At 59.3% G+C, this 23,103-nt stretch carries 11 protein-coding genes; 9 read left to right on the top strand and 2 right to left on the bottom strand.

Translation table 11 applies throughout. From position 1 onward, the window contains the following. Positions 1-29 precede the first annotated feature (29 nt). Both FFS13_RS08475 and FFS13_RS08470 read right to left on the bottom strand, forming a co-directional pair. On the bottom strand, positions 30-1,775 hold the full coding sequence (locus FFS13_RS08475) for a potassium/proton antiporter (RefSeq protein WP_137818660.1): 1,746 nt from the start codon (positions 1,773-1,775) through the stop codon (positions 30-32). Positions 1,776-1,922: 147 nt separating this feature from the next. Further along, positions 1,923-3,740: an acyl-CoA dehydrogenase gene (locus FFS13_RS08470; protein WP_137818659.1), complete on the bottom strand. Its 1,818-nt coding sequence runs from the start codon at positions 3,738-3,740 to the stop codon at positions 1,923-1,925. A gap of 145 nt (positions 3,741-3,885) precedes the next feature. Here FFS13_RS08470 and FFS13_RS08465 point away from each other — a divergent pair, with 145 nt between their 5' ends. The 9 genes from FFS13_RS08465 to FFS13_RS08425 all read left to right on the top strand — a co-directional run bounded on the left by FFS13_RS08465 (position 3,886) and on the right by FFS13_RS08425 (position 23,073). Then, a complete protein-coding gene (locus tag FFS13_RS08465) occupies positions 3,886-4,731 on the top strand; it encodes a 23S rRNA (adenine(2030)-N(6))-methyltransferase RlmJ (RefSeq protein ID WP_137818658.1) in 846 nt (281 codons plus the stop codon). A gap of 1,061 nt (positions 4,732-5,792) precedes the next feature. After that, positions 5,793-6,896: a DUF6531 domain-containing protein gene (locus tag FFS13_RS08460; RefSeq protein ID WP_256657856.1), complete on the top strand. Its 1,104-nt coding sequence runs from the start codon at positions 5,793-5,795 to the stop codon at positions 6,894-6,896. A 19-nt stretch (positions 6,897-6,915) separates the two neighbouring features. Continuing rightward, positions 6,916-9,669 carry an RHS repeat-associated core domain-containing protein gene (locus FFS13_RS08455; protein WP_137818657.1) on the top strand — a complete coding sequence of 918 codons (2,754 nt, stop codon included), beginning with the start codon at positions 6,916-6,918 and terminating at the stop codon, positions 9,667-9,669. 2 nt (positions 9,670-9,671) lie between these two features. Next, entirely contained in the window at positions 9,672-10,253 is a 582-nt protein-coding gene (locus FFS13_RS08450) for a hypothetical protein (protein ID WP_137818656.1), read from the top strand. Between the two features lie 725 nt (positions 10,254-10,978). Next, complete coding sequence (locus tag FFS13_RS08445) at positions 10,979-12,658, top strand: class I SAM-dependent DNA methyltransferase (RefSeq protein WP_218568607.1); 1,680 nt, start codon at positions 10,979-10,981, stop codon at positions 12,656-12,658. Between the two features lie 52 nt (positions 12,659-12,710). Further along, positions 12,711-15,497: a hypothetical protein gene (locus tag FFS13_RS08440; RefSeq protein WP_137818654.1), complete on the top strand. Its 2,787-nt coding sequence runs from the start codon at positions 12,711-12,713 to the stop codon at positions 15,495-15,497. Further along, positions 15,494-19,696, top strand: a complete 4,203-nt coding sequence (locus FFS13_RS08435) for a DEAD/DEAH box helicase family protein (protein ID WP_137818653.1) — start codon at positions 15,494-15,496, stop codon at positions 19,694-19,696. Before FFS13_RS08440 ends, FFS13_RS08435 begins: the two co-directional genes overlap by 4 nt. Position 19,697: 1 nt before the next feature. Continuing rightward, the gene (locus FFS13_RS08430) at positions 19,698-21,923 is read left to right on the top strand and encodes a hypothetical protein (RefSeq protein WP_137818652.1); all 2,226 of its coding nucleotides are present in this window, start codon (positions 19,698-19,700) and stop codon (positions 21,921-21,923) included. Then, positions 21,913-23,073 carry a Shedu immune nuclease family protein gene (locus FFS13_RS08425; RefSeq protein WP_171006450.1) on the top strand — a complete coding sequence of 387 codons (1,161 nt, stop codon included), beginning with the start codon at positions 21,913-21,915 and terminating at the stop codon, positions 23,071-23,073. Before FFS13_RS08430 ends, FFS13_RS08425 begins: the two co-directional genes overlap by 11 nt. The last annotated feature ends 30 nt before the right edge of the window (positions 23,074-23,103 follow it).

The raw sequence follows: 23,103 nt of genomic DNA, 5'->3' as shown, positions 1-23,103 counted from the left end.
TGATCGCGCGGCTCGTGAGGTGCTGGAGTTTAGAGGAACAGGCCTGGCCCGGGGGGGCCGCCTTCGGGGAATTTGACGCCGACCTTGCGGATCTTGTTCCCCTCCATCACGGCGACCGTCCAGGTCAGGGCGTTCCACTCGACCTGATCGCCGACCACCGGTTCGCCGCCGATCTCATTGGCGATAAAGCGGCCGAGCGACAGGTTGCCGTCGCTAGCCTCGAGCTTCAGGCCATAGAGTGCGGCCACCGCGCCCAGTTCGGCGTCGCCTTCGAGGACGAAGTCGCCGAAGAAGCGCAGGTCCATACCGCGCTCCGGCGCCTGGCTGAACAGCTTGCCGAGCGCCGGCAGGTCATGTTCGTGGCCGACCACACAGAGGATGTCACCGGCCTCCAGGGTGGTGCTGCCGGAGGGGTGCAGCAGCTCCCGGCTGCGGAACAGCGCGGCGATGCGCGTGCCCTCGGGCATCCTCAGCTCGCGCAGGGCGGCGCCGATGCACCATTTCTCCGCACCGAGGCGGTAGACGAACAGCTCCCACTGGCTGGTCGGGTGGATCTCCAGGCCGGCGCGGGAGATGGGGGCCGGGTCCGGTGGCACAGTCACCCGCAGCCATTTGGCCACCCAGGGCAGGCTGGTGCCCTGCAACACCAGCGAGACCAAGACGATGAAGAAGGCGACGTTGAAGAACAGTTGGGCATTCGGCAGCCCGGCCATCAACGGGAACACCGCGAGAATGATCGGCACCGCGCCGCGCAGGCCGACCCAGGCGATGAAGACCTTCTCGCGGTCATGGAAGGCGCGGAACGGCAACAGGCCGAGGAGCACCGACAGCGGGCGGGCGAACAGAATCATCCACAGCGCCAGACCCAGTGCCGGCAGGGCGATGGGCATCAGTTCGTGGGGGGTGAGCAACAGGCCGAGCACCAGGAACATGCCGATCTGGCTGAGCCAGGTCAGGCCGTCGAGCATATGCAGGATGCCGTGATGGCTGCGGATCGGCCGGTTGCCCAAGAGCAGGCCGCACAGGTAGACGGCGAGGAAGCCACTGCCACCGATGGCGTTGGTCAGGGCGAAGATCAGCAGGCCGCCACTGACCACCAGCAAGGGGTAGAGGCCGTTAGCCAGATGAATGCGGTTGACCAAATTGAGCAGCAGCCAGCCGCCACCGAGGCCGAGCACGGCGCCGATGCCGAATTCGCTGAAGAGATGGCCGATGAAACTGAAGCTGAAGCCGCTCTGGCCGCTGGCGAGCATCTCGATCAGGGTCACGGTGAGGAACACCGCCATCGGGTCGTTGCTGCCGGACTCGATCTCCAGGGTGGCGCTGACCCGCTCGTTCAGCCCGCGCCCGCCGAGCAGGGAAAATACCGCGGCGGCGTCGGTGGAGCCGACTATGGCACCGATCAGCAGGCCTTCCAGCCAGCTCAGGTCGAACAGCCAGGCGGCGGCGACGCCGGTCAGGCCGGCGGTGACCAGCACACCGACGGTGGCCAGGGACAAGGCCGGCCAGAGTGCCACGCGAAAGCTCGACACGCGGGTGCGCAGGCCGCCGTCGAGGAGGATCACCGCGAGCGCCAAGTTACCGACCAGGTAAGCGGTGGAGTAATCGGTGAAGACTATGCCGCCGAAGCCGTCGCTGCCGGCGAGCATGCCGACCGCGAGGAAAATCACCAGGATCGGGATGCCGAAGCGCGAGCCGAACGCGCTGACCAGAATGCTCGCGGCCACCAGCAGCGCACCGATCAGAAACAGGCTGTTGACGGCGCTTGCATCCACGGGCGGGCTCCAGGTGGTAACAGAAAGACGGAATAGGTGCGGCGTATGCAGTACCCATGCCAGGCGATTCTAACCCGTGCCTCGAGCGGCCTGTCAAAAAAACGCCCCGCACAGGGCGGGGCATTGGTTGCGAGGGTTATGGGCGATCTAGAACCAGGCGTCCTGCATCGTCAGGCAGCAGTCGTCGCGGTTTTCCAGGATCGCCAACTCGTGGTGGCAGCTCGGTACTTCCCAGGTCAGGAAGTAGCGCGCGGCCTGCAGCTTGCCCTTATAGAAGTCGAGGTCGGCGGCGTTGCCCTTGGCCAGCCCCTCTTCGGCGCGGATCGCCTGTTCCAGCCAGCGCCAGCCAATCACCGCATGGCCGAAGGCCTTGAGGTACAGCGCCGAGTTGGCCAGGCCTTGGCTGACCTGGCCTTGGGCCAGGTCGCCGAGCAGCGCCAGGGTGACGCTGGACAGCTGCGCGAGGAGCTTTTCCAGCGGTGCACGCAGCGCATTCAGCGAAGCGTACTGGCCGGCGCGCTGGCACGTGCCCTGAATCAGGGCGGTGAGCTGCTTGAGCCCGGCCCCGCCGTGCTGCGCGAGCTTACGACCGAGCAGGTCGAGCGACTGAATGCCATGGGTGCCTTCGTGGATCGGGTTCAGGCGGTTGTCGCGGTAGTACTGCTCCACCGGGTATTCACGGGTGTAGCCGTGGCCGCCGAGGATCTGGATCGCCAGTTCGTTGGCCTTCAGGCAGAACTCCGAGGGCCAGGACTTGACGACCGGGGTGAGCAGATCGAGCAGCTCGTGAGCCTGCTGACGGGCCTCCGCGGTTTCCAGGGTCTGGGTGTCGTCGACCAGGCGCGCGGCATACAGTGCCAGGTCGAAGGCGCCTTCGACATAGGCCTTCTGGGTCAGCAGCATGCGTTTCACATCGGCGTGCTGGACTATGCTGACCGGCGCCGTGGTCGGGTCTTTGCTGTCCGGCAGCCGGCCTTGCGGGCGCTCGCGGGCGTAGTCCAGCGAATACAGGTAGCCGGCATAGCCGAGCATCACCGCGCCCATGCCGACGCCGATGCGCGCCTCGTTCATCATCTGGAACATGTAGGCCAGGCCGTGATGGGGCTTGCCCACCAGATAGCCGACGCAGCCGGGGTTATCGCCCCCAGCGTTATCACCAAAGTTCAGCGCGGTGGAGGTGGTGCCGCGGTAACCCATCTTGTGGAACAGGCCGGCGAGGAGCACGTCGTTGCGCGGGCCCAGCGAGCCATCGGCGTCGACCAGGAACTTAGGCACGATAAACAGCGAGATGCCTTTCACCCCGGGCGGTGCATCCGGCAGCTTGGCCAGCACCATGTGCACGATGTTCTCGCTCAAGGGGTGATCGCCGCCGGAGATGAAGATCTTATTGCCCTTGATGCGGTAAGTACCGTCTTCAGCGGGTTCGGCGCGGGTGCGGAGATCCGCCAGGGAGGAGCCGGCGTGCGGTTCGGTCAGGCCCATGGTGCCGAAGAAGCGACCCTCGATCATCGGCTGCAGGAAGCGCTGCTTCTGCTCCTCGTTGCCGAAGGTCTCGATCAGGTTGGCCGCACCCATGGTCAGGAAGGGGTAGGCCGAGCTGCCGACGTTGGCCGCCTGGAAATGCGCGAAGCAGGCCTGCGACAGCAGGGTCGGCAGCTGCATCCCGCCTTGCTCGAAGCTGCGCGTGGCATTCAGGAAGCCGGCTTCGAGGAAGGCGTCGACCGCCGGTTTGACTTCCGGGATCAGCACGGCGGCGCCGTCGACATACTCCGGCTCGTGCTCGTCGCCCTTGCGATTGTGCGGGGCGAAGAACTTTTCCGCGATGCTGCGTGCCGTGCCGAGGGCGGCGTCGAAGGTTTCGCGGTTGTGCTCGGCGAAGCGTTCGCGCTGGGTCAGGGCTTCGGCGTCCAGTACTTCGTACAGCTCGAAGGCCAGGTTGCGGGAACTGAGCAGGGTCTCGGACATGGGCGCACCTCCAATGGGATCGCTGGAGTCTAGGTCGGTGAATGAACCGCGCCTAGCAACATCCATCGGAGTGATAAAGGCGCAAAACCCACAGGCGAGCGGGCCAGGGCCTTGGTAGAATTCGCCGCCTCGCGAGGAGCCTTCCATGAACTACCGCCACGCCTTCCACGCCGGCAATCATGCCGATGTGTTCAAGCACTTGCTGCTGTCCCGTCTGATCGCCCTGATGGGCCGTAAAGAACAGCCGTTCGCCTACCTAGACAGTCACGCGGGCATCGGCCTGTACGATCTCAAGGGTGACCAGGCCAGCCGTACCGGCGAGTGGCTGGAGGGGATCAGCCGCGTGTGGGAAGCCGCCGATGTGCCGGCGCTGGCCGCCGATTACCTGCGCGTGCTGCGTGAGCTCAACCCCGGCGGCGGCCTGCGTTACTACCCGGGCTCGCCCGAGCTGGCGCGCCAGCTGACGCGCCCGCAGGACCGTCTGCACCTGAACGAGAAGCACCCGGAAGATGGTCGCCTGCTCAAGGACAATATGAAGCACGACCGCCGCGTCGCGGTGCACCTGGGCGAAGGCTGGCACATTCCACGGGCGTTGCTGCCGGTGGCCGAGAAGCGTGCGTTGCTGCTGATCGACCCGCCTTTCGAACAGGCCGATGAGTTGCAGCGCTGCGCGCACGCGCTGAAGGAAGCGATCAGTCGCATGCGCCAGACGGTGGCGGCGATCTGGTACCCGATCAAGGATCAGCGCCAGCTCAAGCGCTTCTATAACGACCTGGCCAAGAGTGGCGCACCCAAGTTGCTGCGCGTCGAGTTGTACGTGCATCCCGTCGACAGCGCCGAGTTTGGTCTGAACGGCTCGGGTCTGGTCATCGCCAGCCCGCCCTGGGGGCTGGAAGAAGAGCTCAAGCAGCTCATGCCCTGGTTGGCCGAGAAACTGGCGCAGACCCAGGGCGGCTGGCGGATGGATTGGCTGATCGAGGAGAAAGCCTAGGCTGTGCGATTGATCGCACCAAAAACCGAGAAGCCGTTGAAGGCTAAAGGCTAAAGGCTGAACGGAAGAGCGGTCATCGCCGGTAGGCTGCGCTGCCAGCCGCAGCCACTGAGGATGGGTGGAGCGTAGCGATACCCAGCGTTTTAAAGCCTTGTAGGCCGCTGGAAATTCCTCAAGCAGGTGGGTTACGCCGCTACGCGGCTAACCCACCCTACGCGTTTTTGTAGGAGCGGATTTATCCGCGAAACCGAACCCGAGAACGTCACCAATCCCGCAGCAAGAACCCAGTGCCGCTTTGCTGGGAGGGGCCTTGGCCGCGACAGCTGCGCTGGCCGATAGGGCCAATCACCTCAGGCTTTCTGCAATCGAAGGCCAGACTCCCGGCCGCCCAATAGCCCCTCGCCTTGAGGCCAGCCCGGCGATCACCCGATAAAAAGCTCTCACGCCTTCTGCCTGAACCTGAGAGCACGCAGCGCTTCTTGCGGTGACAGTGCCCAAGCAGAACCGTATTATCCGCGACCACTGCGCCTAGCTACGCCGACGGCTTGGCCCGAGCGATTATCCATCACTGCTTTCAAAGGGAATTGAAGATGAACAAAACTTTGCACCTCCTGAGTTTGTTTGCGCTCAATGGATTCTCCGAAGCGCAACGGATCGCTAATCGTGGTCTGTTCCTTATTATTTTTCAGTGGCTCTTGCGGCTTTGTTCTCCTGTCGTTTTTAAACGTCTAGTTATTATTCATTTTTTATTTGCATTCGAAAGCGCTGGTGCTGTTGATTATCATTGGAGGTATGTTGGCACGGGTAGTTTTAGCTCCGCCTCTGCCGCTTGTACTTATTTAGCAGGCATTGCGTGGGGTGGTATTGGTGCCACTCTTCAAAGTATGATTTTTTTGAATGAATCAGCAGTTGTATGCGTTGTTAAATATCCGGGTAATACCACCTTTACAGCTAAGATATCCAATGTTCATCGTTATGGTGATTCATGTCCTGCCAACTCTAAATATAACTCCGCAACTGGCGAATGCGCCAACGACGAGCAAAAAGGCCCGCCGCCCCCTATGAGTTGCGCATTTAACCCCATCAATATCGCGATTGGTAACAAGTTCCAAACTGAAACCGATTACCCAAGCAGCGGCATATCCACCCTCAGTTTCACCCGCACCTATAACAGCCTCGACGGCCTCTGGCGGCATAACCATTCGACCTATCTGCGCTTTGCCGGGACTAACCTTGCGCTAGTCATGGCCCACGGCCGCGAATCCTTCTTTACCGTAAACGGCTCGACGGTAACGGCGGCGCCGACCGAGTTGGGGAATTTGGTTAAGACGGCCGATGGTTGGCTGTATGCCGCCGAGAACAACGAGCGCTTCAGCTTCGATGCCACCGGCCGCTTGACCCGTTGGGCGAACACCGCCGGGGCTACACAGCAACTGACCTATGTCAGCGGCAAGGTCACGGTGACCGATAACCTCGGCCACAGCCTGAGTTTTACCGAAGATGCCCAGCACCAACCACTGAGCCTCAGTACCCCCTCGCTGCAAATCACTTACAGCTACAACGCCAACCAACGCCTGACCCAACTCACCCGCACCCGCGGCGGCCAAACCGAGCAGCGTCAGTTCCATTACGAAGACCCGCGAAACCCCAACCTGCTCACCGGCATCACCGACGAACGCGGCGTGCGTTACGCCACCTGGTCGTATGACGATAAGGGTCGGGCCATCAGCAGCGAGCACGCCGGCGGCGTGGAGCACGGGACGGTGGCCTACAACGCCGACGGCTCCAGTACGGTGACCAACGAGTTGGGCAAAACCACCGTCTACCGCTTCACCGCGATTGGTGGCATCAAGCGCGTCACTGCCATTGAAGGCGAGCCTTCGGCCAATTGCCCCAACAGCAACTCGAGCTTCACCTACGACGCGCGCGGCCTGCTCAAGACCAAGACCGATAACAAGGGCTTCGTCACCACTTACGACTACAACGAGCGTGGCCTGGAGATCGGCCGCACCGAAGCCGTTGGCACGCCGCAGGCCCGCACCATCAGCACCGCCTGGCACCCGACGCTGTTCCTGCCGGTGACTGTCACCGAGCCGGGGCGGATCACCACCTACAGCTACGACGCCCAAGGCCGGCAACTCAGCCAGACCCAGACCGATCGCTGATTTCAGAAGGACCTGAAACATGAACAAGACTCTGCACCGCGCGAGCCTGCTCGCGCTCGCCCTGGCCAGCGCGTTGAGCTGGCCCTCCACCCAAGCCGCCGAGCGCAGCTGGAGCTACAGCTACACCAGCCAGGGCCTGATCGAAACGGCCGACGGCCCGCGCACCGATGTGGCGGACATCACCCGCTACGCCTATGACGGGCAGGGGCATCTGACCAGCGTCACCAACGCCCTCGGCCATCTCACCCAGCTGTCGAACTACGACGCCGACGGCCATCCACAGAGCATCACCGACGCCAACAACGTCAGCACCAGCCTCACCTATGCCCCGCAGGGCTGGCTGGCCTCGGTCAGCACGGCCGGCAGCACCACCAGTTTCGAGCACGATGCCGTGGGCCAGATCACCAAGGTCACCCGCGGTGACGGCAGCTGGCTGGCCTACAGCTGGGACGATGCGCGGCGCCTGACCCGCATTGCCAACAACCTCGGCGAGACCGTCGAATACGATCTGGACGCCATGGGCAACCGCACCGCCCAACGGATCAAGGACGCCTCCAACAACCTCACCCAACAGCAGCAGTGGGCCTATGACGAACTGGGCCGCTTGCTCCGTTCGGTCGGCGCCGCCGGGCAGACCAGTCGCGTCCAGTACGACCTCAACGACAACCCCACCGTCCGTACCAACCCCAAGCAGAACAGTCACGTCCGCGCCTACGATGCCCTCGACCGTCTGGTCGCCAGCTCCGATCCGCTCAATGGGGTCACCGCCCTGGCCTATGACGCGCAGGACCACCTGACCCAGGTCAGCGACCCGCGCGGCGTCACCACCCGCTATGTCTACGACGGCCTCGGCAACCTGACTCAACTGATCAGCCCGGACAGCGGCACCACCACCTTCAGCCACGATGCCGCCGGTAACGTCATCAGCAAGACCGACGCGCGTGGCGTGATCACCGAGTATGCCTACGACGCGCTGAACCGCCTGATCGCCCGCCGCTACCCGGCCAACCCGGCGCTGAACGTGCAGTACCACCACGACATGACTGCCGAGGGCAACCGCGGTATAGGCCGCCTGACCGCCGTGCAGGATGCCAGCGGTGTGCTCGGCTACACGTATGACGGGCGCGGCAATCTGATCGAGCAGATCCGCTCGGTGGAGGTGCTGGGCAGCGACCGGTACGACCGCCTGCAATACGCCTACGACGGCGCCAACCAACTGACCCGCATCACCTACCCGGACGGCTTCAGTGTCGAGTACTCGCGCAACGCCGCCGGCCAAGTCGAGCAGGTCGGCCTGACCGTGGGCAGCAATGCACCGACCCCAATCGCCAGCCAGATCAGCTACCTGCCGTTCGGCCCGCTGAACAGCCTGACCTGGGGCAACGGCATCAGCCTCAGCCGCAGCTACGACCAGGATTACCAGCTCACCCAGCAACAGGTCGGTGTCTGGCAGAGTGGCTACCAGCACGATGCCAACGGCAATATCACCCGGCACGCCCATAGTCTGTTCGGCACCCTGGATTACCAGTACGACGCCCTCGACCGCCTCACCGAAGAAAAGGCCGCCAACGAGCGCAAGACCTACAGCTATGACGCCACCGGTAACCGTAAACAGCGCCGCACCTACCGCCTCACCGACGGCGTTGAAGGGGCTGCAACCGCCCAGCCCCTGGTCATAGCTACCAACAGCAATCGCCTGCTCAAGAATGTCAGCACCACGGTGCAGATGGATGCTTCCGGCAACGCCCTGCAACATGCCCTGAGCCGGCGCTATACCTACGACGAGCAAGGCCGCCTGAAGCAGGCGTTCATCCCCACCACCACTACCACGCTGTCCGCCGACTACCGCTACAACGCTCTCGGCCAACGCACCCTGAAGCAGCGGTACAGTAGCGGCCGCGTCGCCTTAGCCACCACCTACCTGTACGGTGCCGATGGCCAACTGCTCGGCGAAGTGCAGTACAACCCCAACGGCAAGAAATACCGGGCGACATACTGGATCTGGCTGGAGGGTATGCCCCTAGCCAGCTATGAGCTGAAATACGCCACCGATGGTGTGACTGTTCTCTACACCCGCCAGTACTACTTGCACAGCGACCACCTCAACACCCCGCGCTTGGCCACCGACCCGGACCAGCAGCTGCTGTGGTACTGGAACAGCGACGCCTTTGGCGCCGGCGCAGCCACCAACAACCTCATCGTGATCAACCTGCGCTTCCCCGGCCAGTACTACGACCAGGAGAGCGGGCTGCACTACAACTACTTCCGCGATTACGACCCGCAGACCGGGCGCTATGTCGAAAGTGACCCAGTTGGGCTAGGGGGCGGGCTTAATACGTTTGGGTATGTTCTAGGCAATCCGATCAATTACGCGGACTTCTTGGGCCTCACACCTCACACGCCATATGACACATTTGCGCTAGCGCGATTCGAAATGCTTGAGGATATCCGATTAAAAGGCATTGAAACCGGTAACGAATATACCGCCTACATTTACAAAATGGAGGCTAATGGCTGCACCAAATATGCATATACGGACCTATCTACAGATGAGGAACCAAGCCTCGTTACCCCGCAAGAGCCACTCCCAGGCAAGCCCCCGCTGGAGCATGGGCATAACCACCCAGGCAATACAAATATAAGCTCCCAAGACAAGTTAATATCTGAGAAACTAAAAGTTCCCGTATCAAAGGTCGGCCATGACGGGAAGGTTCAAGTATATGATCCAAAAACTAACTGGACTTACTCTCCACGCCCGCCTGTGAGCCAATAATCATGAAAAGAATATTCAATCCAGCGCGCCAAGCCCTATCAGTAATTATTCTGAGTCTAGCAGGCGCATTGTTCCAAATAACTGCTGTACAAGCAAATCAAGTACCTGTAGCAGAGCCTGAATTCATCCTAGTCTTAACTATGAGTAGAGCCAATGGAGAAACGATATCTTCTCATATAAAACATACCGCTAAAAAAGACACTACAATCACTACAACAAAAAAACTGAAAGATGGTAGCGAGATAATTCTTGCCAAAGAAATTTCCTTACCAAAAAATCAAGTAAAGAATATATTGAAGATGAAGTCTGCCTCGAACTTCTTTGAGAGACCTACCGAGGTAGATCGCATTGGATTCGATGGCGCGATATGGAAGCTCGAAATCATCGAAAATGGCAGACAGCACCATACAGAGCGATGGTCACCACTTCCTCCATACTATTCAAAAAAGCTTGATTCCAAGACAAACAAGCTAGTTCCGATGAATCCAGAAAAGGCTTTAAAGCAGTCAGACGAAGTTGCCCTAGATATGCTCTGCATTCTTGTCATGATGTCTACCCCTGGCTTTGATGAGCGTATTTATTAATACTAGCCCCTAGCGCTAGGTATCAGATTCAGTGTGCCTAGCTTTTTCGGGCGTACTAACTGATCCTCGCGGGACAGAGTGTTACTGCTGCGGCCGTAGCACTCGATTCCCGGCCCCGCTCTCAAAACGTCCTTTAATTTCCTACGCCTTCGACCAGCCACCACTCTTCGAGTCAGACTGGCGCCTGCTGTATCAATTTCACCAGCAGGGTGTTCAGACTTTTCCGGCCCAAGGTATCAACCTTGACCAGAAGGGTGTTCAAGTTAGTGCAGCCCCTACAGGTGTAGGGGCCGGAAGATTTAATACGATCTGCTGGTTTGAGTTGATACTTAAAACCGAAAAAGTCTGAACACTCTGCTGCTAGTACTCCATAACAGTCATCCTCATGCGTCCATATCCGCTGGCCTCATAGTAAATAACCACGGTTGGTACGCTTTCGATCAAGAGCGGCCGCTAGCGGTGATATTTCAATTTACCCTAGAGCGGTGCTCCTTCGAGCTTACATCTCAGGTAACATTGATTTGGCAAATCGAATGTTTGACGATGGGGAGTCTACTGGCTACGGCTCACAGAGCGGACCTAGCTTTCTCGGATATAAAGTAGCCCTGCATGGGGACCAATACCGGACATTCCGGAAATTTACTCGCTGACCTGACTCGTGCCCGCCAATGGCTCTACCACATAAGACCCGCTTTAACCGCCTTGTCCGTAGCCTGCGAATAGTCATGCAGGAGGCGCAGCTCGGGCCTGATTTGATCATCGGCAGTGCACTGGCGAAGTGGTGCGAATATTCCTTCCCCGGTCTGCCGGGATCCGGCCTGCCCGTGTTAGCGGCGTTGAAGGACGAGCCAGCGGTGTGCGCGTTTGTAGACTTCGTGAAGGGCCAAGACCTGCTCGAGTCTACCTACTGGTTCTCCTCGGCATACGCCCAACTTTTAGGAGAAGAGCATCGCAAGCGGCTGGCGATGTTCTTTACGCCACCCTCTCTGACAAGACGCCTGCTCGACGACTTGTCAACAAGCGGCGTGGACTTTGCCACTCGAAACTTCTGCGATCCCGCTTGCGGCGGTGCTGCGTTCTTAGCGCCTATTGCGATGCGTATGCGCGATGGGCTTCTTCACCAGGGAGCAAGCGCGGCGCAGATACTCGAACACGTGCAAAAGCACCTGCTGGGGTTTGACAAGGATGCTGCGCTATGCGAACTGTCGAAGCACTTCCTGCTAATGGCGTTGCATGATGAGGTTATCGCAACGTGTAAACGTCCGAAGTTCCAGATATACCATGGTGACTCTCTCCTGCAGGCAAAGTACCTGTTGGGAACCCTTGATGTGGTGCTCTGTAACCCCCCGTATAGGAAGATGCCTGCGGCGGAAGTAAAGGAGTACTTCGACGAGTTCACTCACGTCATTGAGGCGCAGCCGAACCTGTACGCACTCTTTATTGCCTTGTGCGTCAAGCTCTTGGCCCCCGGAGGCGTCTGTGCAGTGGTGACCCCGACGAGTTTCTTGTCTGGTCAAAACTTCTCGAAGCTGCGCACGTTCTTGATGACACAGACCACGGTGCTTAGCATCGGCATGGTGAGCGACCGTCTAGGTGTGTTCATTGATGTCGAGCAGGAGACGGCGCTGACCCTAGCACGCCGTGAAGAAGCCGGGCACGCACCGACGATCGAGGCAGAGGTTTCGGTTGTCTCACGAGACGGTAATTACGTCGACGTAGGGCGGTGTGTCCTCCCCAGCTCGGGGGCCGCGTGGCCCATCCCTCGCACCGAAAGCGACGTCGCGCTGCTAAGGAGCACTGCCAAGTCACAAGCGAGTCTCGCGGACTACGGATATACGACGCGTATCGGTGCCTTCGTCTGGAACCGCGATACGCGCACGACGTACGCGTCGGCGAAAAGCGCCGCGCGTGCTCGTGGCGGCGCGGCCGTCCCGCTGCTCTGGTCCAGCGACATTGCGCCGGACGGCACCCTGCGATTCTCCGGTGCGCCCAAGGCTAACAAGGAGCGGTGCTTCGTGAACATGGGAGCGAAGGATCATCGCTCGATCGTACGCAGACCCAGCGTCTTGCTGCAGCGCGTGACCTCCAATGACCAACCGCGACGGCTGGTTGCCGCAGCAGTTCCGACTCAACTTATCGATACCTACGGCGGATTCGTTGGCGAGAACCATACGGTCATCCTCGAGCAGGTGATACCTAATCCTGCGCTCGCACCTGAGAAGCTGGCGCAGTTACTCGGAACGCCTACGGTGGACCGCTACTTCCGATGTATCTCGGGGGCGACCAATGTATCGGTTTTCGAACTCAGTCAGCTGCGGCTTCCTGATCCGGACCGGCTAAGGAGCTACCTCGAGCAGGGCTACGATATGGCCAGTGCAGCACATAAGGCGTTGGTCGGGGAGTAGGTACTTAGCTTATCCTCCCAATACTCTGGAAACTGTCTACCCAAGAAGACATATGGCATCAAGGAAGAAGCTCAACGATCTGTGGGAAGCCGAGAAGCGAAGGCGCGAAGAGCTGGCGAAGCTGCTCACTCCCCGTAAACCTACCGCACAGGCAAAGCCTGCGCCGCCATCCCGCGTGCGTCGTCCTCCGCCCGCCCCATGTGAAACGGTGCCTCCCCGTCCTATCGTATCTCGTACCGATGAGGCACTTATTGCGCTGTTCCAGGACGACAATACGCAGCCTAGCGAACCCTCAAGAGCGTTGGTGGCGTTGGCCGACCTGTATCTGCACGCGGCCCAGCATCGCTCGCGCCATATAGCAATGGTCTGGCCAGCATCGCTCAAAACGTTGCCCCTCGTACACGCGCTTGCCACGTTGAGCCGCTGGCACCAAGGCGACAAGCAAGGTGTTCGCGGTCTGCTTTTTCCCGTCAAAACCAATGCCTTCCATAGTCTCAACCACATCCATTTTGACCGGGCCAGCATCCTTCGCATTGTTAAGGATCTGGTAGAGGTTGACGTCAACGCACGCGTCATCCGGCCGATGCCTGGCAAGGATCCGTTTTACTTCTGGCTGAACGATCACGGCCTTCCTCAAATCCTGGGAGAGCGGTTCAATCCAACGATTGGAGAGCTACTGCCTCACTACCTTGCTACGCCTGATTTCACTGGGTGGAAGCCCTGCGACTCTCAGCTTCTTGCGCTCATTCGAGCGAAGCTCTCTAGGCGAGGGAAAGCCAAGGAGGCTTTGCAGATGAACAGCGCCATTATTGGCGATCCTCGTACTGCGCCGGACGCTCTCTTCGCGCTGGATGGGAGGATGCAAGAGAGCGAACTTCGCCAGGCTCTCAAGGCATTAGCTAAGCTCGGTTCCCCAGAGGTGGTGCTCGTGCAAGCCACCCGAGCTGTGCGCCTTGAAGCTCCAGGCTGGAAGAGGCGACTGGCGCGTTTCTGTTTAATGTTGGAGGACGTTTTTTGCGACGCCCCCCCAGGGGTCATCATTGTCACAGACGAGCCACACACCGCTTACAGGCTCAAGGAAGAACTTTGGGAACAGAACCAGAAGCGTGACTCTGCTAGTCGATGGCACACGCCTCACGAGTTCAAAATTTTGGGTATACCGAGCACTGTAGGTGGTGCGGGGCTACTTGCAGCGGGCGCTCAGGAGGCACAACACCCGGACCCGCGCGAGTTCGACGTCCACATCGTAGATGCGGATGCGGCCAAAGCTGCGAATAAGCTCGTGCGTATCGCCAACGCTGCCCTTGGGGGTAAGGAAGCCGCTCGACCGCTCGTTGAAGCAGCCTCGTTTCTCTCTCGCTTGGCAGCGCTCCCCTGCGGCGTTCGGCACATGTCGGAGTATCTGGCTGGGCTCGATGTATCGGGCCGAACACGGGCTGCATTCGACTGGCCCGGGCATATGGGGGCCGTTCATGAGTTCGAGCAAAGCGTCGGTGTGGGAGGAGAGCGCCCCGCTCTTATGGATTGTCTCGAGCGCGGCTCGCAGCTATTCGGCAACTATTACGAGGCTACGCCTTTTGCCCACAAGCTAGCCGGGCTCGTCGCGAGCATTGCAACGAGCAAGAAGCGTAGCGTGGCCATCGTGTTTACCAGCACCCTGTACCTGCGCCTGGCCGAGCGCTTCCTTGTTCTGTATGACCAGTATCCGGAAGGTGCGACTTACGGCTCCTTCCAAGGGCGCGTGCACCTGCTGTCCGCTACAAATCTCGAAGAGCACCTTGATGGACTGTTAGGTTCCACACTTGTGTTTGCCGGGCTCAACGAGGACTGCCTACGCCTGTTGTTAACGGACAGTCGTGTCCCCGCGCACTCGGTGCTTCTGCTGACCCAGCGAGCTGGTCAGTTCCTACGTGCCACGCTCAAACCCATTGTCGAGCACATGCCGGAATTCAAGTCCTACAAGCCCAGGATGGAGTCCATCCTGCGACAGCTGAAGGACTTGCCGGAGGACGCCTCAGTCCTTTCCACCGGCGATTACGTGCTGCCCACTTTCCGTGTTGAGTTGTCATCGGATGGCACGCCGTCCGGCCATGAGGTCGAGCAAGGCTGTTGGTTTATTCAGTTCGACACCGGAGCCCCCCAGTTCCGCCATGACACATCGGAGATGTATGTTTACGACCCTGCTTCGCAGCATGCGTCAGATGCAGGATTCAGGACGTGTCAGGTTTGCTCACTGGAGGCCGGAGATAAGGTGTTTATCATGTCGGCCGAGCTACGCGAGATGGTAGAGCAGGTGCTGCGTGACGCAGGCGTACCGATCCAATCAGACAAAACGTTCGAGTCGGCCCTACGCAGCTATCACGAACAGGTGCAAAAGCGCCTTGCGCAGCGGTTCATGCAGGCAACACTTTCTGACAAGGTACGAGCGATTCGCGAGGAGATGCTTGCGCTCGACCCGCACCTGGAAAGTAAGCTGCCAAGTCTTCAGGCGATGCGTCACTGGATTGACCTCGGACACTCGCCAGATACACCGTTCGAGCAGCTTCGTCCGCAAGCACCATTGCGTGAGGAGGCTTTCAAGTCGTTTGCACAGGTACTTGGGTTCTCTGCGCTGGAGGCCGCCTACCAGTGGCAGCGCGTGATCATGGCGGTGCGTAACTCGCGCCGAATGGATGGTCGCCATGTCTCTGATATTTATGCATACATGCTCTTGCAGCCTGAGTCCGCCATGGCCAATTCAAGCATCAAGCGGCAAACGCTGTCTCAGCTGTTCGAGAAGGCGCGTGAGAACGTCGCCATAGTCGAGTATGTCGGCCCCCTCAAGGAATCGCAACAATGAGTCAGCCCACTAATCGTATCGACCCTGTTGAGATTCCCTCCACCCTTAAAGAGGCGGTTGTCGATAGCCTCCTGAACCTGACTTACGCACAAATCAGTGGGCAAGGGCCCACGGGTCAGTACCTTTTCGGTGCCCGACCAAGGGCACTTTTGAGTTCCGGTTTCTTGTTGCCTCAGCACAGCACGTCCGGAGACGACGAGGTGACGTCTCCCATCTGGGTCTCGTCGCACGGATTGCAGATGCAGCTTAACGCCGGCTTGGGCTCGGTGATGACTGTATTCCCAAGGCTGTGCATGTACGTCCGAGTATTGCCCCGCGAGGAAGACCTGAGGAGACCGAACTGCCGGCCCGTCTTCATGCTGCGCCAGTCAGTGGTTGACGAGATTAAAGTCGAACGCAACCGTCGATTGGATGAAGCATGGGAGAAAGTCAAAGGAGAGTACGCCTCGAAGTGGAAGCATCCCGGTTGGGCGGCGATTCGCTCCAAGGTCGTTGATGAGGTCTATGCAGCCAAGAGTATCCCAAGGCAACTACTGACCTCAGATTTCCCGCAGGATGCGGCCGAAACCGAAGATGTACCGCTAGGCGACGCTGACGCTTCTGGCGAAAGTACGAGAGAAGGAGTTCCCGTCAATGCAGGGGAAGCGCCGCCTATCAAGGACGAGCATTTCGAGCCATTAACTGTACCGCACAAGTGGATGCGACTGGATGTGGAGCTCCCTCCGCTGGAGCTTGACACCTCGAAGTCCAACGAAGCTCTTCAGCTCGACATCGCAGACCACGTCGTCCGGATGAATGAGACGGTGGCTAAGCGGCTGCAGGACTGGGCTCAAAGCGACGAACCAGACACGGGTGGCAAGGCTTGGGGATATCGACACCAGCTGACCATTCCCGCCAGCCAATACACCAAGTGGGCCGATTTTCTCGATATGGTGCGCAAGTCTCAGCTGCGCGTCGCTTTGCCGCAGATTCAGCTGGGCTGGGATCTAGAGCTTCACAACGACTGGGTCGACCCCTCCAAGCGTAGCTTGTTCCTTGCGCTTGAGAATATCAGCGACATGCCGGGCCAGCATGTCGATGAGACTGAAGAGTCTGTCTTCCTCGTGTCTCTTCGGGTACAGCTTCCAACTTCGCTTCATCACCCGCTGAAGTTGGAGCGCATCGACCCGTCCTACCGCTACAACAAGTACTTGGCCTATCCGGCTATGGGCCACAACTGTGGCGTCGTGCAAGTGCACTCCGACCCTGCAATTCGGGTACTCGAGACAACGTGGACGCCCCGTTACACGCAGCCTCGTATCGTTCCTACGAGCGCTAATGGGGTTCAGCGTCGAGTGCGCTCGCTCGCGCAACCCGATGGGCTGGACGATTTAGCACCGCTGGTGTCAGCCATGCAGGAGTGGCTCGACGGCCTTCCGGCACAGGTGAACCCCGCTGAAGGACTAGCACCCTCCGATGCGGCCGGCATCGCTCGCGAAGAGGAGTGTTTCCGGCTGGATCTGCAGAAATGGGCCTCCGAGATGAAGGCAGTAGCTGCGGGCTTGGAATGCTTGGACGAGTCACGCTCAGCCTGGCGTGAACGTGGCCCACAGGCCGACCCAAAGGCCATTGTCTATGAGGCATGGCTCGCCATGAACGAGACGATGGCTAACTTCATGAAGGCCCGTTTTGGGGGCGATGACAACGAGTGGCGTCTGTTTCAGCTGGCCTTCATCATCGCCAACATCCCCGCACTAGCTTCGCGTATCCCAGAGTTCTCGCACTTCTACGACGAGTGTAGAGATGACGCTGTCACGCTATTGTATTTTGCCACCGGCGGTGGAAAGTCTGAGGCGTTCTTCGGCCTCCTGGTGTTTAATCTCATGCTCGACCGGCTGAGGGGAAAACACCGCGGTGTGACCGCCCTGATTCGCTACCCACTGCGGTTGCTGACGATTCAGCAAGCCCAGCGGTGTGCGCGCGTGTTGGCGCACGGAGAGCGAGTCCGCCGTGATAAAGGATATGGCGGCGACTCGCTGTCCATCGGCTTTTGGGTCGGCAGCGGCGGCTCCCCGAACCGCCACAGTGACAAGGGTGTCAGGAGCATCCCGACTGTGTCGTCAGCGCCGCCCGTCTTGGCTGACGAGGAAGCCCTTCGCGAGAACGACGCCAAGTACTCGGCGGCCATGCGTGCATGGCGCAAACTTCCCAAGTGCCCGTTCTGCAGCAGCGAAACTGCTTTGCGGCTATTCGTCGACCACGGAGACCAGACGCTGGGCCACGTATGCACTGACATTCGTTGCGATTCCAACGAGGGGCAGTGGAGGCCATTGCCGTTCTACATCGTTGATGACGACATCTACGATTTGGCACCGTCCGTCCTCTTGGGCACGGTCGACAAACTGGCCCTTATCGGCCACTCGAGTCGGACTATCCGACGCATATATGCAATGTTCGGTGCTGCGCCGTGGGTCAATCCGGCCAATGGGCGGTTGCATGTACCAACTGAGAGCCGGGAGTTGGCCGCGGGTCCTGCAGCCAAGGGCATGGTTGGAGTCTACCCGGCCTACGCTTCCGGCAGACGCATCTTTCACGATCCTTTCCCGAGCCTCATCATCCAGGATGAGGCACATCTGCTCGACGAGTCGCTGGGTACTTTTGCCGGCCTGTTCGAGTCCACGCTGGATGCGGTCTTTGAGTACCTGGCCAAGCCGCTCAGCGAGTTGGTAGCAGTAGACAAACAAGGCCAAAGGCGTAGGGCCAAGGTTATCGCCGCCTCTGCTACGGTATCCGAGCCCGAGAGGCAGTTGGAGCACCTGTATCAGCGCTCGACTCCAGCAACCCAATTTCCGGAGCCCGGCCCGTCCCTTTATGAGTCCTTTTATGCGACGCCTGCGCTGGCCCAAGAAGAACAGCGCCAGGCTCATCCTGACATCGAAGTGGCAAGCCGGCAGGCCCGTGTGTACACGGCCTTCATGACCAATGGTAAGCCGCACACGTCGACCAGCGTAGCGGTGCTATCAGGCTTTCACCTGATCATCACACGTCTGTTTGACAACCTGGTAAGCGACGTTGACAAGTCGTTTCAGTCGGCGCGCCAAATGCTTATGGATCATGTTTCTCCGGGGGCGCTTGAGGCGCTACACAGGCAGGCTCTATCCTCGGCAAGCGCTTCGTCGCTGGTCACACTTATCGATCTTCACCGCATTGCGCTGACCTACGTCACCAACAAGAAGGGCGGCGACCAGATCATGGCGGCAGAGGCGGAGGAAACCCGCAAGCGGCATCTCAATGAAGGCATCGACCTAGGGGGGCTGGACACCCGGCTTATAACCGGCTCGGTGGAGCAAGGCGAAATCCAAGGCGTTGTGGATACTGCGCAGAGCCGTGTTGCTCCTGGACAGCCTATACCACCGTTGCGAGAGCAGTTGCGTTCGGTAATCGCAACTTCGGCGATCTCGCACGGCGTTGATGTCGACGAGTTCAATTCCATGTTCTTCGCCGGTATGCCTTCAGATATTGCCGAGTACATCCAAGCTTCTTCGCGCGTCGGGCGTACACATATCGGTTTCGTCGTCCTAGTGCCAACGCCTCAACGTCGTCGTGACCGGCATATCGTTCACGTGTTCGACATTTTTCATCGCTTTCTGGAGCGTATGGTTCAGCCGGCAGCTATAGACCGCTGGGCGGAGCGCGCCGTAGAGCGGGTGTTCCCGAGCCTGCTCCAGGCATACCTGCTAGGCGTGGTTCCCAGCTGCGAGCTAATTCGGCTGCCAGAGGACGAGAAAAGCAAGATGCCAGACTTCAGTGTTATTCCCAATGTCCGCAAGGAGTTCAAGTCTCGAGGCGACGCCTTCATCGACGAAATCGACAAATTCGTCGAGCTCGCCGTGGGGTTGCGTGGGGCATTCTCGCCCGAGGGAGAAGAGCACTACCGCGCACGCATCGACCAGAAGACTCGCAACCTTATTGTGAACACCTGGAGCAGCCCGGTCTGGGGCAGTGGCACCATGGACGGGTACTTCAAAGCCCAGACGGATTTGATACTCAAGCCGATGACATCGCTGCGCGACGTCGATCAAGGCGGAGTAATACAGGCATCGACTCGTGACATGGCAGGCAATAACCAGTCGCATGGCGAAGTTCAACTGGTGATGGATCTCGTTCGACACGGTGTGGCTAACAACGATAGCGTGGACAACGCGCAGACAGGTGACTGAGATGGCAGCACGCAGAAGCTTCCTGGCGAACGACGATGAAGGCAAGACGCTCAATGCGCCGACGATGGCGCGCTCAAGAGGCCAATTGGGAGCTGCCTATGCCCCTGGAGCCTTCTTCACCTTCGAAGGCGGTCTGGGGGCGTGCATCTCTATCCCAGATCTCTCAGCAGTGGTGGACGACGCCCCCATTCAACCGGCAACAAAGTCGCAAGTCATCCTGAGGCTGCAGGAAATCTGGCAGAGTTGGTTCGCTCGAGCGTATGCGGTGGGCACTAGCGAGCGTCAAATAGCCCCTCATCAGTGCCTGGACGAGTCCCTTCTTCAGGAGGCCTCTGTGGTTCCGTTGGGCATAGACCGCTTGGCGTTTTTGAGCCCGTTGCGAATGGGGTATGCACCTTCGCCGCTGACTTTCGTTTGCAACAAGTGCAGTCTTTTCAGGCGATTCGAGTCAGCCCATGAGCTGGCTAAGAACATGGACAAGCTGCGAAAAGCCCGCTGCACGGCTGCTGATACAAAAGGATCGTGCCAGTGGCGGCAGGTCGACGTTATTTTCGTGCACTGGTCCGGTGAGTGGATGCCTGTTACTCCCGGCCGGTGGGAGTGGGATGACCGCAACAACACCCGAAGGCTCTATGGCGAAGAGTGCAAGGTATGCGGCGGGCACGATTTCAAGCTCAACACCGACTCGCCGCGCATCGGTCAGTGGCACTTCTACTGCGCCAACCCTACATGCGGGCACAGGGGATCGAACGAGTGGCGCCAAAATGACAAGTTCACGACGGAGATCTTCAGGGATCAGTCCAGTGCCCGCGTGGGTGAACGCCGCATGGAGCCTATCTCGTATCGTGCGTCATCCGCGTATTATGCGCAGTCGGAGCAGTTTGTGCTGTTCCCAGAATCTGAGCATCAGCTCATCACGATGCTTGAGCCGCAACGAGAGGCAGAGCTCGCAGCATTTATCGGAAGGCAGTTTCGGTTCGGTGGCCTAGAGCTCACACCCGACGAAATGAAGTCGGCTTTACTTGCAGCAGGAAAGGTCAGCGAGTGGGAATCGTACGAGAGCTTCTCGCGGATGCGCGACCTAGCCGGCGGGATGGAAGATACTGCAAGTCAAATGATGATGGAAAACGAGCTAAAGAAGCTCGTGACGAGATGGACCACCAGCGAGCCACCTCTCGTGCGATCGTGTGTCGACCTCCCGCCGACAGTCAGTGCGCAACTTGCGCAACGCAGTGAGTACACTAGCCGTTTCGACCCCTTCGTTCTTGCAACCGAGCACGAAGCATTTAACAGGGGCAAACTCTCGGCCCCGCCTGATGGTGGCCGCGCCAAGTTCGTGCGCTTCAACCATCTGGACAACGATCTTGCGCCGAAGGATGCGAGCGCCAAGGCTGCTCAGGAGGTCGAAACCCAGCGTCTGATGGCCAAACTCGGTATCGCCGATTTAGGGCTCGTTCGCGAATTTGACCTGTGTCGTTTCACCCACGGATATACGCGTGTTTCCGCGACCCCGACTCTGAACAAGCGTAACCAGGACATGCCTGTTCGTTTGAGGCTGTTCGAGCCGTTGCGCAGCGGCAAGCGGCCTATCTACGTCATGACGCAGGCTAACGAGGCGCTTTATGTTCGACTCGACCCCAGCGCTGTCTACAAGTGGCTTCAGGCCGTCGGAGTACTTGACCTGCCGAACTGGGACGATAGCAGTTCCGTCAAGTTGGGCGGTAGGCTACTGGAGGTCGCGCAGCCGTTCGGGCGCTACTTCTCCCTCCTGAAAGAAGGGGATGCGTCGACCTACCGCTACGTTTACACGTTGCTGCACACCTATGCACATACACTCATGAAAAACGTGGCTGAGCTGTCGGGCCTGGATCTAGGCTCTATGGGTGAGTACATCTTTCCACTGGATCTGGCATTCGTGGTGTATCGAAACGGCACGACCATGGATCTGGGTAACCTATCGTCGCTCTGGCGCAACGAGAACAATCGATTCCTTTCGCGTTTGCTTGAGGCCTCAACACACCGCTGCAACTCGGGTCGACTTTGCGACACGGCTGGCGGAGCCTGTCCAGACTGCATCATGATTCCCGAGACCTCCTGTCTCGCTCAGAATCAGCTACTGTCTCGTGCCGTATTGAAAGGCGGTCCGCCGCCCCGCGAAGATTCAACTCACAAGGGGCAGCGCATCCGCGGTTTCCTTGAGGTGGTCAATGAAGCCAATGAAAGGTGAACTGCTGAGCACCTTTGATGTGCTCGCTCCTCACTGCGAAGTAAGCGCCTCGCTGTGCGAAGCAGCCGGGCAAGGCTCCCTTGATGTTCCCTTGGATCTGCGCACCATCTGCACTCGTGCCGGTCTGCCGCAGGCGCGAGCAGCCGACGTCGAACGTTCGTTGATTGCTGGGCAAATAAAAGGGCTGTTCACGCAGTCGACGCCGTTGACGTGGCAGGTGCGCGACCGAGCCCTCGCAGCCCAGTTGGCGCCTTTACTGCAAGGTGCGCGTCTGTATCGTGCACGCGCTACGACGCACGGTCGCGACCACCTCTTAAACACCAAGCAGCACATCGTTACTGATGAAATCCCCGAAACACACGATCCAGAACTGTATTCGGCCATTGCCAGGTCGGATGAGCTGGTGAACCTTACGCCTCTCAATCTCATGACTCCACGGTGCGCTGTGGCTGCCGCAGTTGAAGCCAGGCGGCGCACAGTTGTGCAAGTTCGTCAGGATCTTCCGGCTCTGGCCACCGAGCAGCCTCATGCCTTGATGGAGCTGCATGCCGAGATCGAGCGGGTCTCCCTTCAGCAAATGATCGATAAGTTCAGCGATATGCTTGGCAAGAACCTTACCGAGAGGGCTTGGCAGCAATTTTTCGACCAGAATATCTTTATCCTAACCATGCTGTTCTGTGGGCCAGTACACCTCGTGTGCAGCCAGTTTCATGCTCAGCCCAGTGGGATCAAAGGTGCGGGGGCCCAAATAGGCGATTACTTGTTTCGGGGCGCCGGCCAGGTTCTGGTAATAGTCGAGATCAAGAAGCCAAGCACTTCTCTGGTGCAGAAGACTGAGTACCGCCGCGGCGGCGGTGTTCATGCCCCGGACTCAGAGTTAAGCGGTGCAGTAAGTCAGGTGTTGTACCAGCGCCACTCGCTGCAGACGACGTGGGGAATACATCGCGAAGACGAGGTGCTCGCCGGCACTAGGCCAGACAACACCCGCTGCGTGGTTATCGCAGGTAAACTCCCCACTGAGCCAAGGCTGCTGCGCTCTTTCGAAACTTTTAGGTGCGCCCAAAAGGACGTCGAGGTAATCACCTTCGACGAACTCCTGCAAAAGCTTGAGCTTCTGCTAAAGCATCTCTCTCCGGAGTCGTCGTTTTAAGAAACTGTTCACGATCTTTCGCCAAAATTG

Source organism: Pseudomonas sp. 2FG (assembly GCF_005502935.1).
Classification (GTDB): Bacteria; Pseudomonadota; Gammaproteobacteria; order Pseudomonadales; family Pseudomonadaceae; genus Aquipseudomonas.
This window is presented reverse-complemented; position numbering and strand designations above follow the sequence as displayed.

Excerpts from the sequence above, each read along its gene's own strand:
- FFS13_RS08470 (WP_137818659.1), bottom strand. The coding sequence starts at position 3,740 with ATGTCCGAGACCCTGCTCAGTTCCCGCAACCTGGCCTTCGAGCTGTAC.
- FFS13_RS08465 (WP_137818658.1), top strand. The coding sequence starts at position 3,886 with ATGAACTACCGCCACGCCTTCCACGCCGGCAATCATGCCGATGTGTTC.
- FFS13_RS08460 (WP_256657856.1), top strand. The coding sequence starts at position 5,793 with ATGAGTTGCGCATTTAACCCCATCAATATCGCGATTGGTAACAAGTTC.
- FFS13_RS08455 (WP_137818657.1), top strand. The coding sequence starts at position 6,916 with ATGAACAAGACTCTGCACCGCGCGAGCCTGCTCGCGCTCGCCCTGGCC.
- FFS13_RS08450 (WP_137818656.1), top strand. The coding sequence starts at position 9,672 with ATGAAAAGAATATTCAATCCAGCGCGCCAAGCCCTATCAGTAATTATT.
- FFS13_RS08445 (WP_218568607.1), top strand. The coding sequence starts at position 10,979 with ATGCAGGAGGCGCAGCTCGGGCCTGATTTGATCATCGGCAGTGCACTG.
- FFS13_RS08440 (WP_137818654.1), top strand. The coding sequence starts at position 12,711 with ATGGCATCAAGGAAGAAGCTCAACGATCTGTGGGAAGCCGAGAAGCGA.
- FFS13_RS08435 (WP_137818653.1), top strand. The coding sequence starts at position 15,494 with ATGAGTCAGCCCACTAATCGTATCGACCCTGTTGAGATTCCCTCCACC.
- FFS13_RS08430 (WP_137818652.1), top strand. The coding sequence starts at position 19,698 with ATGGCAGCACGCAGAAGCTTCCTGGCGAACGACGATGAAGGCAAGACG.
- FFS13_RS08425 (WP_171006450.1), top strand. The coding sequence starts at position 21,913 with ATGAAAGGTGAACTGCTGAGCACCTTTGATGTGCTCGCTCCTCACTGC.